Origin of the sequence: Marinobacter pelagius (genome assembly GCF_003315345.1) — a bacterium.
GTDB classification, from domain to species: Bacteria; Pseudomonadota; Gammaproteobacteria; order Pseudomonadales; family Oleiphilaceae; genus Marinobacter; species Marinobacter pelagius_A.
Window position 1 is genome coordinate 112,458 of sequence record NZ_QNRO01000007.1, and the last position, 12,422, is coordinate 124,879.

Consider the following 12,422-nt stretch of genomic DNA (forward strand, 5'->3'; position numbering starts at 1 on the left):
CTTCCGATGGTTTTTTGATGAATTGTAGTTCAATAAAAAAGTCGTAATGTGTTGCTCCATATATTTTTATGGGCAAATCGTCTTTTTCATTCTCGGTAAAATGCGAGAGATACAAGACAAACAGCGAAGAGGGTACAAATATGACACAGCAATCAGTGAATCCTGACCTCAACGAGCATCGCCAGGCGATCCGGCAGAACTATCTGGCGGACGAGCATGCGGTGATTCACAAGCTGATTGCTGACGCCCAGTTGTCACAGGCTGAGCGGGAGGCGATCTCCGCCCGTGCCGCAGAACTGGTACGTAGCGTCCGCAAGAATGCACGCCCGACCATCATGGAGAAATTCCTGGCGGAATACGGACTCACCACCAAGGAGGGCGTTGCCCTGATGTGTCTGGCCGAGGCCCTGCTTCGGGTACCGGATAACCTCACCATCCACGATCTGATCGAAGACAAGATCACCTCCGGCAACTGGGGCGCCCACGTGGGCAAGGCCCAGTCCGGGATGATCAACTCCGCGACCGTGGCATTGCTGATGACCAGCAACCTGCTGAAGGACTCCGAGCGCCAGAGCGTGGGCGAGACCCTGCGCAAACTGGTCAAGCGCATGGGTGAGCCGGTAGTCCGTACCGTGGCCGGTCAGGCCATGAAGGAGATGGGGCGCCAGTTCGTTCTGGGCCGCGATATCGAGGAAGCCCAGGACCGCGGCAAGTATTACGTTGAGCGTGGCTACACCTATTCCTATGACATGCTCGGCGAAGCCGCCCGCACCGATGCGGATGCCCTGCGTTATTACCAGTCATACTCGGATGCCATCGACAGCATCAGCAAGAACTGCAAGGGCGATGTGCGCACCAACCCGGGTATTTCCGTGAAGTTGTCCGCGCTGCTGGCCCGGTATGAATACGGCCACAAAGAGCGGGTGATGAATGAACTCATGCCCCGCGCCCTGAAACTGGCCAAAAAAGCGGCCGCCTCCAACATGGGCTTCAACATCGACGCCGAGGAACAGGATCGTCTCGACCTGTCCCTGGATGTCATCGAAGCCATTCTTTCCGACCCGGAACTGAAGGACTGGGACGGTTTTGGTGTGGTGGTTCAGGCATTCGGCAAGCGCTCCGCCCAGACCCTGGACTGGCTGTATGCCTTGTCCGAGAAGCTGGATCGTCGGATCATGGTGCGCCTGGTTAAGGGGGCCTACTGGGATGCCGAGATCAAGCGCGCCCAGGTAATGGGTCTGAGCGGTTTTCCGGTATTCACCCGCAAGGCCTGCAGTGACGTTTCCTACCTGTCCTGCGCCAAACAATTGCTGGGCATGACCGACCGCATCTACCCGCAGTTCGCCACCCACAACGCGCACTCCGTATCGGCGGTGCTGGAGCTGGCCAAAGATATCGACCGCTCAAAATTTGAATTCCAGCGCCTGCACGGTATGGGTGAGTCCCTGCACGATCAGGTACTGCAGGACAGTGGTGTCCCTTGCCGGATCTATGCCCCGGTGGGTGCCCACAAGGATCTGCTGGCCTATCTGGTCCGTCGCCTGCTGGAAAACGGCGCCAACAGTTCTTTCGTGAACCAGATTGTCGACACCAACATCACGCCGGAAGAAATCGCCAAGGATCCCATCGATGCGGTGGTGGCCCTGGGCGACAACATCTCCAGCAAGGCCATTGTGCCGCCGGCGAAGATTTTCGGTGACCAGCGTCGCAACTCCAAGGGCTGGGATATTACCGATCCGGTGACCGTCGCAGAGATCGAGGAAGGCCGTGGCAAGTTCCGGGAGCACCAGTGGAAGGGTGGCCCCGTGCTGGCGGTGGAATCCTCCAGCGATGAGGTGCACGAGGTCCGTAACCCGGCCAACCCGGATGATCTGGTGGGGCATATCACCTTCACGTCCGAAGCCGATATCAGCGCGGCCCTCGACGCGGCCCAGGAGGGCTTCAAGGGCTGGTCTGCAAGGTCCGCCGAGGAGCGTGCGGCCTGTGTTCGCAAGGTGGGTGACCTGTACGAGGAGCATGCCTATGAGCTGTTCGCCCTGACCACCCGTGAGGCGGGCAAGTCCCTGCTGGATGCGGTCGCAGAGATCCGCGAGGCGGTTGACTTCGCCATGTTCTACGCCAACGAAGGCATCCGTTACGAAAAGGATGGCGAGGCCCGGGGCGTCATGTGCTGTATCTCGCCGTGGAACTTCCCGCTGGCGATCTTCACCGGCCAGATCCTGGCCAACCTGGCGGCGGGCAATGCGGTCGTCGCCAAGCCGGCCGAGAGCACCTCGCTCCTGGCGGTGCGCGCGGTTGAGCTGATGCATGAGGCGGGTATCCCCCGTGATGCTATCCAGCTGCTGCCGGGTACCGGTGCCACTGTGGGCTCCGCCCTGACATCAGATCCCCGTGTGACCGGGGTCTGCTTCACCGGCTCCACGGCTACCGCCCAGCGCATCAACAAGGCCATGACCGAGCACATGGCTCCGGATGCTCCGCTGGTGGCAGAGACCGGTGGCCTCAACGCGATGATCGTGGATTCCACCGCGCTGCCAGAGCAGGTGGTGCGGGATGTGCTGGCGTCCTCATTCCAGAGTGCCGGCCAGCGCTGCTCTGCGCTGCGCATGCTGTATATCCAGAAAGACATTGCCGATAACCTGTTGGAGATGCTGTACGGCGCCATGGAAGAACTGGGTATTGGCGACCCGTGGCAGTTGTCCACGGACGTAGGCCCGGTGATCGACGAGCCGTCCCAGAAGAAGATCGTCGACCACTGCAGCAAGTTCGAGCAGGCCGGCAAGTTGCTCAAGAAAATGGACGTGCCGAGCAAGGGCCGATTCGTTTCGCCGGCGGTACTCAAGGTCAACGGTATCGAGGATATGGAGGAAGAGATCTTTGGCCCGGTCCTGCACGTGGCTACCTTTGAAGCGAAGGACATCGACAAGGTGGTGGACGCCGTCAATGCCAAGGGCTACGGCCTGACCTTCGGTATCCACAGCCGGGTCGACCGCCGGATAGAGCATATCGCCAGCCGGATCCATGTGGGTAACACGTACGTAAACCGGAACCAGATCGGCGCCATTGTCGGGTCCCAGCCGTTCGGTGGTGAAGGCCTCTCTGGTACCGGCCCGAAGGCGGGTGGCCCACTGTACGTTCGTCGTTTCCTCAAAGGGGAGACTGTCGAGAAGTCGTCCAGCTCCAGCGATAAGGTTATCGGTGCGGACAAGGCTCAGAAGCTGATCAATCAGGTGGCCGCAGTCAAGGCGCCCAGGCCTGAGGAACGTCAGGAAACCCTCAAGCCGTTCTTTGGTGAGGTTCCGGGGCCGATGGACCAGGGTTATCTGGAAATGCCCGGGCCCACCGGCGAGCAGAACCACCTGTCCTTCCATGCCCGGGGTGTGGTCCTGTGTCTGGGGCCAGATGCGGATTCAGCCATGGAACAGGCGGCAACCGCGCTGTCCCAGGGCAACCAGGTGGTGGTCATTGCACCGGATGCCGAGAAGAAGATGGCGGATGCCACCAAGGCCGGCCTGCCCATTGTGGCGGTCAACGGTGTCCTCGATCCGGACGCGCTGACCGAGCTGTCCGGCTTCGAGGCGGTGGTCAGCGTCGCCGAGAAGCCGCTGCTGAAGCAGTACCGCCAGGCTCTGGCCAAGCGCGACGGTGCCCTGCTGCCGATCATCACCGAGCACAAGCTGGATCAGCGTTACGTGATCGAGCGGCACCTGTGTGTGGATACTACTGCAGCGGGTGGTAACGCCAGCCTGATCGCTTCGGCTGAGTAACGCCATCCTGAATGAAAAACGCCGCACGGGCCTGAACCCGCGCGGCGTTTTTTGTTTTGCGGAAGCGGTCAGTTCGCAGCGTAACGCTCGTGAAGGATGCCCACCCGCTCCACGTAGGCCTTGGTCTCGGCATAGGGAGGGACGCCCTTGTAGCGGGTAACGGCGCCTGGGCCAGCGTTGTAGGCAGCGGTTGCCAGGCGAATGTCCCCATTGAAACGCGCCAGCATCCGGGCCAGATAATTTACCCCGCCACGTATGTTTTCGGCCGCCACCATGGCATTGCCTACGCCTAGTTCCCGGGCGGTAGCCGGCATCAGTTGCATCAGGCCCTGGGCGCCCTTGGGAGACAGCGCCTTGGGGTTGAACGCGGATTCGGCGTGAATGACGGCCCGGACCAGGGCCGGGTCGACATCGAACTCACTGGCCGCAGTCCGGATTTCCTTCTGGTAAGGCTGAAGGAACAGCGGCGTCTTGCGCCAGTCGACTTTCGAATTCGGATCACAGGCGTAACAGTGAAAGCGGATGACATCGAACGTGGCATTGTTTGGCTGGATACTGCTGTAGGAAACGACTCCGTTCTCGTCGGTGTAGCGATAGACTGTCTCGTTGCCGGTGGAGGCAATAGGGGCGTCCGTGCTCTTGGTGTTGGTGTACTCGACGGTGCCATCCGGATGCACGATGCGCTTGATGCCATCGGCCAGAGCCGGCATGGCAACCGAGAACATCATTACGGCGAGCGCGAGGGAAGGAGTTCGTGATCGTTTTGCCATGGTCCAGAGTAAGCCGGTAACTGCCAGTAATAATCGAGTGCCTATTATTTCAGTCCCTGGCCCTGTGGCAAAGGGCCAGGGTCCCATTAACTGTAACCCGACTGATGCTATTTGTTGCGGTTATGAATCGGCCGGCGCCGGTTCCGGCGGCAACCGGGTGCCGGACCAGTTTTCCATCAGCCGGCAGGTGACCAGGTCGCCGGTAACGTTAATGGCAGTGCGGCACATGTCCAGAATGCGGTCCACGCCCATGATCAGCGCGATACCGCTTGGCGGTATGCCCACGGTCTGGAGCACCATGGCAAGGATGACGATGCCAACGCCGGGTGTGGCCGGTGAACCGATGGACGCGCCGACCGCCATGGCAACCACCAGCGCCATGCTGCCCCAGCCCAGGTCAATGCCATAGACCTGGGCCAGGAATACGGTTGCCACCGCCTGATAAAGTGCGGTGCCGTTCATGTTGATGGTTGCGCCCAGTGGAATCACAAATTCGGAGATCGATGGCCGCACTCCGAGCTTGTCCTCGGCAGTGCGGATGGAAAGCGGCATGACAGCAGCGGAGCTGGAGGTGGAGAATGCCAGCAGCAGGACATCACGGCTGTCCTTGAGAAACTGCAATGGTCGCTGGCCCACCAGAACCTTGAGAATCAGCAGGTAGAAGCCCAGTAGGACCAACAATCCCAGCAGGACGGTCAGCACGTAGGAGCCCATGCCCAGCATGGCGCGGAAGCCGATGGTGGTGGTGAGCTGGGCCATCAGGCCGAAGACGGCGAAGGGGGCCAGGCGCATGGCCCATTTAACCACGGTCATGCAGACCTGTTGCAGGGAATCGAGCAGGTCCAGCATCGGTCGGGACTTTTCCGGTGCCATGCTGACCAGGGCAACACCGACGATGATCGAGAAGATCACTACCTGCAGCATCTGGCCTTCCACCATGGCATCCAGGGGATTGCCGGGGAGCAGCCCCAACAGGGCCTGGGGAAGATCCTCAACACTGGGTATCGTGGCATTCACCACCTCGCCAGAGGGTTCCGTTGCTGGCGTGGCCAGCCCGGTCAGCATGCGCCCGGGGTTAATCAGGCCACCAACCCAGAGCCCGATGGAAGCGGCGATGGCAGTGGTGATGACGAAGAAAATGGATACGCGCATGCCGAGCTTGCGCAGTTGCGAGAGATCTTCGCTGGAGGCCAGGCCTCGCACCACCGAGGCGATGACGATGGCCACCCGTTTCACGGGATGAATATGTACATCGGTTTAGGTCAGTATTCATAAGGGTTTTAGGTGTTCTGATCAAATTTTATACGCATACACATATATTCTTCTTATGTGTATAAGATTGGGCTCTTTTCATCCCGGTTTTGTACATACGGAAGTTTCGAGTTCATCCGCTTGGTCCCAGTAATTTCAACGCAACATTGCCGTCGTTCCGCCTTCTACAAAGACTCTGAACCCCTGCTGAAAAGGGTATTAAAAGACACGGCGTCAGGGGGCGAGTTCTCGCACTGCGTGCCGCACCAAGCCCTTGATCCCTAAATTTCTTATATTTGAATGCACCCTTAAGACGACCACTATGCGCACACTCGATTTAGCTTGCGTATAGTCAGACCAATAGCGTTCCCTATGACTAAGCTCACAAGTGATCTCAGAGGAAATGTGACCGATTTTCCGATTTGAATTTCGATACAGAAACTAATAAGTGTCAAGAAAGGACGAAGACGTGGAAAAAATGTTGCTCTTGTTAGCAGGCACAGTACTTGGATGGGTGCTGAATACAGCGAGAGAGTTTTGGATAAGGTCGAGAGAGGAGAAGAAGGAATTAGCTTTTATTGACCTGCCCCCTGACTTTAATCCAACTGTTCCCTAGTAATGTCCGTTACTTTCGAATCAGTTTTTCCAAGTCGGAGAGCGGAGGCAAACTCCAGAGGTGTCTGATACCCCAAGGATGAATGCGGCCGCTGCTCATTGTAGTCCAAGCGCCAGTTACTGATTTTTTCCCGGGCGTGAGCAAGATCCCGGAACCAGTGTTCATTCAGGCACTCATCCCGGAATTTTCCGTTAAAGCTCTCGACGTAACCATTTTGCATCGGCTTCCCGGGCTGAATTAGCTTCAATTCAACGCCATGTTGGTAGGCCCATTGGTCGAGTGCTCTGCCAGTGAATTCCGGCCCTTGGTCAGTCCTAACGGCTTTCGGGTAGCCTCGGAAGGCCGCGATGCCATCCAGGGTGCGGACTACCTGTTCACCCGATATTCCCATAGCAACGGGAATATCGAGGCACTCCTTGGTGAAATCATCCACGATCGTCAGGCATTTGATCCTGCGGCCGTTGGCTAAGGAATCCATCACGAAGTCCATGGACCACGTATGATTCGGCGTATCGGGCAGCACCAAGGGCTGCCGTTCGACCATCACGCCTTTACGGCGCTTGCGTTTGCGGACAGCCAGGCCTGCCTCCCGGTAAAGCCGATAAACCTTCTTGTGATTCACCTCGGCACCCTCACGACGCAATAGCTGGTGCACGCGCCGGTACCCGAACCGGCGACGTTCGAATGCAATGGTTTTGATGCGCTCTGTCAGTTCACGCTCCTCTGGAGACCGCTGAGACTGATAACGCATCGTTGCGCGGGATAACCCGACGAGTGAACAGGCTTTGCGCTCGGATATCGTCGTCTCCGACAGCATGGTGCGCACAGCCTCGCGCTTGTTCCCGACGGTCAGTACTTTCGGTTGAGAGCGGCCTTCAGAGCTTCGGTGTCCAGCATGGACTCGGCCAGCAATTTCTTGAGCCGAGCGTTCTCTTCCTCAAGGGCCTTCAAGCGACGGGCTTCAGAGACTTCTAGGCCGCCATATTTCTTGCGCCAGGTGTAGAACGTCGCGTCCGAGATGTTGTACTTCCGGCACAGCTCTTTGACCGGTAAGCCAGCCTCGGCTTCCTTCAGAATGGGAATGATCTGTTCTTCGGTGAATCGCTTCTTCATGTTCATCTTCCTCTCTGGTGATGAACATTACTAAGATCACGCTGGATTAGAAAGTTGGGAGCAGGTCATCCAAGCCAATCACAGCCATTTCATCCAGTATGATTGGCGGGGAAAATTGGCAAGCCCCCGATACAGCCTCGGGATAAACGGAAGAGCTGGATTCTGCCTGTCGTGATACTGAGCAACGCTAAAAAGAGCTTTGTGGCTCAAACCAAATTAGACGAAATGAAAGGCGTGGAGAGCTTGATAACGCGCCTAGAGGCCAGCGAAGAAAGCGTGGCCAACGACAAAATCAGTAAGTGACACGGTAGAAAATTCGATTCTCTTTTTGAGCCCAGCTCAAATCGTTTAAAAGTCTTCCCGGTGGGAAAGTCGTAGAAAATTCATGTACATTGGATCAGTGGCGATCCGTACCGTGCAGGCATTTGTGGAAATGCCGTTGCTCTTTAGACGCCAGCTATCCACTTTACAGAGCTTTGATGATGGCACTTTTGGGCGGGCACAGTTCTAAATCTTATCAATTTTGTCAGTGAGGAACGGAGCATGGCTCATGTTGACCTAACTTCTGCTATAGAGCAGATGGAAATGTTGGAAGAAAAATTGGGAATCACCTTTGGTGGAATGTCTGCCTTCCTAGACCACGACGAAGACGACGACTGGGAGCCAACACTTACAGTCACCGGTGAGATAATTTCAACAAATGGAGATCCTCTGGAAGAAGACATCGAAATAAAAATTGCTGCTTACGATTCACAAGGGCGTGTGGTCGCAAAGGCCAGCGAATACATCGATGAGGAATCATTTGCCGGATTCGACGTATTTGATGTCTCACTAGAAACACCGGTGGCAGATATTGTGAAAATACGGATTTTCCCTGTGAAATAATTGAGCGAGCACTTAATGAGTTTTTCCGAAATTCGGACCTCCCTTTTGGACGAAGCTTTGAAATCACCGCAATTGTTGTCTGATCTTGCGGGATTGGAGCTGTATATATCTGAGACATACAACGCTCGGTCTTTCGTTGAGCTGTTGCAGAACGCGGACGATGCGGAATCGAAAAGATTTTTCGTGTCAATGAGCGACGGCATTCTCTTGGTTGCTAATGACGGAAAGGAATTTTCTGAGGGGGATTTTTATAGCCTCTGTAGGAGCGCTTCGTCCAACAAGCGTAGAGGGGAGAATATTGGTTACAGAGGTATCGGATTTAAATCGGTGGTTTCGTTATCTCAAACTGCGCACCTAATCAGTGGAGAATATGAAGTAACTTTTTCACGAGAACTGTCTAGGCAGGCAGTTCCTGATGCAGACAATGTACCAATTATTAGAATTCCTCATCCGATTGACAGGGCAATTAAGGGAGAAACGGAAAGGCAAGTATCGGGTCTAAGGGCAGAGGGGTTTACTACCTTTTTTATATTTGATGATGTGAACAATGACGCAGTACATACCGAACTTTCCAACTTCGATTCCTCTTTTTTAATATTTTTGTCGTCCATTTCGGAGGTTATACTCAAAGGAACGAGCGTTAGAGAAATTAAAGTTGATCGTACCGGTACCAAGGGAAATAGGCTGGTATCTCTAATAGAGAATGAAAAAACAATCAGCTACAGCATTATGAGTCACCGCAGTATTGTAGTCGCGGCCCCAATGTTAGGCAGTCAGGGGGCTGCAAGTAGTGATCAGAGCGTAGTACACTCATTTTTGCCGACAGCAGATGACTCCGGCATTAAAGCTCGGGTTCAAGGGAATGTTAGTACTGATCCCTCAAGAACTAGAGTTGTTCTCGATGAGTTTACTTACGAGGTTATCCGAGATCTTTCAAACTTTATCACGAACTATTTGAACACTGTCTCTGACTCGATGATACCCAGTGACGCCCGGAAAGCTAGCGCAGACTTTCTTCGAGCCATAGAGCCCACAATTGATCCTAGAACCTCGGCCTTTACTAAAAAAGATTTCCGAAGTGAATTGTACAAGCAACTTAAGACCGATTCGAATGCGATCTGCGAGACCATTCGGCGCAAGCCAAGTTGGTTGAACTTGGATGACTTCCATAAATTACTGGAAATCAGTGATTTTAGCTCGTTCCCCAGCTTTTTTGTTGGCTCAACCAATGGAAACGCTTTGCTATCGCACCTTAACGTCAAAGAGCTTTCTTTAGAAGAAGTGTTGAGCCTCATAGGCAGCGTAAATCTGTCTAACCTGGGCCTTTCCGAGATATGCGGACGGATAATAAAGTCGGCAACGTTCTCAAAAGACATTAGTGAAAGTGCTATAAAGTCTTCTCGATTTTGGGTAAGTAATAGTCGGCGAGTGTCGATCAATGAAATTGTATCAGAATCGCTCCAAATAGATGATGATTATATAAGGCTCGTACTGGAGAAAGTAGGGTCTCCGGTACAAACAAAGGTGTTTTTTGAGCGTTTTCTTGGTGAAAATATAGGTGACATGGCTCAGGCGACGACTAGCGGAAGTCCTCCGCTAAGATCGTCAGTTCCAACTAAACCGAGCGCCATTGAGTCCGAGAGGCCAGCCAAGGCTAACATCAGTTCCCTATTTGTGGAAAAGTGGAGGTCTGCGGAAGAGACGGTCGCAGAAATTTTTCGCCTCAAAGGATATAAAGTTGAGGATGTTTCTAAACAAAATGTTGGATATGACTATTACTGCGTAAATGGTGATGGTGATGTGATTTATCTGGAGGTGAAAAAGATAGGTAGGGAAAATGAGGCGTTCACGCTTACAACCAATGAGGAGGTTGTGGCGCGGGAAAAAGGAAAAGAGTATACAATTGCTTTGTTGAGAGAATCTGGTAATAAAGTTGAGCTTTCTTTAATTAGCGAGCCACTTAAGAAGATAAAGCTAACCAGGCAGTGCAGACAATGGGTCTGGCTATGCGAAGATTATCCTTATGATCCTGAGCTTTTTGAGTTCAAATCGGTCTGAAATCTTGATTAGGGTTACATAGCGCCCAAGTTCATCCTGATCGAAATTACGACTTAATGAACGGGTTCTAAGATCGCTTCGGGTGAGTTTGCCTGGTCTGTGTAGATCAACGACAAATATCGCAAAACTTCGTCTATTTTCATTACCTGAGCTTACAAGCCTATAAAAGTTATGAAATAGTGAGTTTCATAAGGTGCGCGATAAGCAATCAGATGGTCCGTCCGAATTGGACATTTTGCGTTTATGCGCCATTAGCTGATGGAAGCTCGTACTCTAATATTCTGAAATAGAACGATAATAAAAGATAGGTGACACTGTTTGGCGCGGATAAGCGCTTGGAGGACAGATGTCATTTGTCGTTGAATTAGCTGTTACATTTAAGGAGTTCCTGCTTGCGGATCATTCTTCCCGTATTCGGTGCAATACTGTTTTTTTCCAGCGTTGCATTGGGCTATTGCCTTCTTGACGACGGAGCATTGTCGGGATCTGAGTTTGTTAGCCTGATTGTGGCTTTCGCGGTTATTGGCTTGATTATTTCCTTTGCCTCTGAGGTTCAGGAATTCTCAGTCGCAGGAAACATCGTCAAGCTTAAAGAAGTTAAACGTGATGCAGAAAGGTCAATATCGGAATTGAAGTCTGCCCGAACTGAAACATTTCGCTTTCTTTTGAGCTTAGCGAAAAGGCACCCAGGCGGCTTCGCTGGTATTGGACCTGTGGACGAAAGAATTCCTGACTTTTGGGCCTTGTACAAACAGATCAAAAAATTTGGATGCCAAGGCGAACTGACGGATGCTCTTCTGGACGTTTCCGAGACCTTAGCCAAAGGCCAAATCAGCACTATTGGGAATTTGAGTGGCCGGATTGGAACTAAATACCGTCGAGTAGACCGTTTGCCGTTACCCTCCGAGCTATTAATGGAGGCGCTAGATGATGAATCAATCGCTGAGGCGGAGAAGCGGGGCTTGCATCGTGGCGACACCCGTAAAATCAAAGAGTCGGTTGTCCAAGCTATAGAAGAATACACAAAGCTCTACGAGCTTTATCAAAACTACGAGTCCAAGATGTAACAATACGCGTCACTCGGATTCCCTTTACACCGCTTCGCGCTGTAAAGGCCACCGGTGCGCTCCGCGTTAGCTTAAAAGCAGGAATCAAGAAATATGACCCAAGTCGGCATATGCAAGCTCTGCTTAAAGGAGAGGGAGCTTCAGAATTCTCACGCCATCCCGAACGCCTACTTTCGCAGAATTTTTAGAGAAAGCAGTGGCAACGCAATCAGAATCGTAGGCGATGAATTCACAGAAATTGATTATACAAATGACAGCGGAAAGGAACTTCAGCTTTGCAGGAGTTGTGAGTCGCTACTAAATAAAGAGTACGAGAACTATACACTTAATATTCTTTCTGGAAAATCTCATGCTGTGACCAGGCTAGGCTCAGGAGTCAGTTACGGACGGGTTAATGGCGAAAGGCTAATACTATTTTTTATATCAATAGTGTGGAGAGCCGCCAATTCAAGTCAGAGTATTTACGAAAAAGTGCATCTTACGGACTCGATATCTGAGGACTTTCGCCGCTCTATACTATATAGAAAAGCACCCAGTTCTAGGCTTGTAGGTGTTCGCTGTCAGAGATTGATAGACAAAACTCCAGGCGGATTTTTTCGAAGTAATCTGGCAAATTTTATAGCAGCTCCCTTTCCACGTCTTGGAAAGCACTACGCTAGCTATATTTTGGTTTTTGCTGGCTTAATAGCTGAGGTGAGGATCGGAGGATTTCGCATTAAGCAGAGGTCTAATCGAGGCATGTTATCCAAAAAGGGTATGGTGCTTTTCGTTCCGGATATAGATGTACTGTCTGTGCCAGAAATAAACGAAGTTCTAGTTCGTGGCTTCGGCAAACATTTTAACGGTAGATCAAGAGTCAGCTGACAATGCAAGTGACTGTTGTGCCAGCGCCATT

Annotated in this window: 8 protein-coding genes; 5 read left to right on the forward strand and 3 right to left on the reverse strand. The window is 52.9% G+C overall.

What is annotated here, in order from left to right; all coding sequences use genetic code 11:
* Positions 1-140 precede the first annotated feature (140 nt).
* Positions 141-3,767, forward strand: coding sequence for a bifunctional proline dehydrogenase/L-glutamate gamma-semialdehyde dehydrogenase PutA (gene putA / locus DET50_RS08660; RefSeq protein WP_113862466.1), 3,627 nt, complete (start codon positions 141-143; stop codon positions 3,765-3,767).
* A 68-nt stretch (positions 3,768-3,835) separates the two neighbouring features.
* Here the strand turns inward: putA and DET50_RS08665 are convergent, their stop codons facing one another.
* The 3 genes from DET50_RS08665 to DET50_RS08675 all read right to left on the reverse strand — a co-directional run bounded on the left by DET50_RS08665 (position 3,836) and on the right by DET50_RS08675 (position 7,517).
* Positions 3,836-4,495, reverse strand: coding sequence for a lytic transglycosylase domain-containing protein (locus tag DET50_RS08665; protein ID WP_258546093.1), 660 nt, complete (start codon positions 4,493-4,495; stop codon positions 3,836-3,838).
* Between the two features lie 162 nt (positions 4,496-4,657).
* Complete coding sequence (locus tag DET50_RS08670) at positions 4,658-5,764, reverse strand: dicarboxylate/amino acid:cation symporter (protein ID WP_258546088.1); 1,107 nt, start codon at positions 5,762-5,764, stop codon at positions 4,658-4,660.
* Positions 5,765-6,384: 620 nt separating this feature from the next.
* Positions 6,385-7,517 (reverse strand): IS3 family transposase gene (locus DET50_RS08675; protein ID WP_220150133.1). Its coding sequence is split into 2 segments (ribosomal slippage): positions 6,385-7,259 and positions 7,259-7,517, totalling 1,134 coding nucleotides; the frame shifts between segments, so codons are not numbered across the junction.
* Between the two features lie 543 nt (positions 7,518-8,060).
* Between DET50_RS08675 and DET50_RS08680 the strand changes: the two genes are divergently transcribed.
* The 4 genes from DET50_RS08680 to DET50_RS19340 all read left to right on the forward strand — a co-directional run bounded on the left by DET50_RS08680 (position 8,061) and on the right by DET50_RS19340 (position 12,391).
* Positions 8,061-8,402: a hypothetical protein gene (locus tag DET50_RS08680; protein WP_113862469.1), complete on the forward strand. Its 342-nt coding sequence runs from the start codon at positions 8,061-8,063 to the stop codon at positions 8,400-8,402.
* A 15-nt stretch (positions 8,403-8,417) separates the two neighbouring features.
* Positions 8,418-10,460, forward strand: coding sequence for a protein NO VEIN domain-containing protein (locus DET50_RS08685; protein ID WP_113862470.1), 2,043 nt, complete (start codon positions 8,418-8,420; stop codon positions 10,458-10,460).
* A 392-nt stretch (positions 10,461-10,852) separates the two neighbouring features.
* A complete protein-coding gene (locus tag DET50_RS08690; protein ID WP_113862471.1) occupies positions 10,853-11,527 on the forward strand; it encodes a hypothetical protein in 675 nt (224 codons plus the stop codon).
* A 93-nt stretch (positions 11,528-11,620) separates the two neighbouring features.
* Entirely contained in the window at positions 11,621-12,391 is a 771-nt protein-coding gene (locus DET50_RS19340) for a hypothetical protein (RefSeq protein WP_147252203.1), read from the forward strand.
* The last annotated feature ends 31 nt before the right edge of the window (positions 12,392-12,422 follow it).

Bases quoted from the DNA above. Each gene is read 5' to 3' on its own strand.
- DET50_RS19340 (WP_147252203.1), top strand. From the start codon at position 11,621: ATGACCCAAGTCGGCATATGCAAGCTCTGCTTAAAGGAGAGGGAGCTT.
- DET50_RS08685 (WP_113862470.1), top strand. From the start codon at position 8,418: ATGAGTTTTTCCGAAATTCGGACCTCCCTTTTGGACGAAGCTTTGAAA.
- DET50_RS08680 (WP_113862469.1), top strand. From the start codon at position 8,061: ATGGCTCATGTTGACCTAACTTCTGCTATAGAGCAGATGGAAATGTTG.
- putA (WP_113862466.1), top strand. From the start codon at position 141: ATGACACAGCAATCAGTGAATCCTGACCTCAACGAGCATCGCCAGGCG.
- DET50_RS08665 (WP_258546093.1), bottom strand. From the start codon at position 4,495: ATGATGTTCTCGGTTGCCATGCCGGCTCTGGCCGATGGCATCAAGCGC.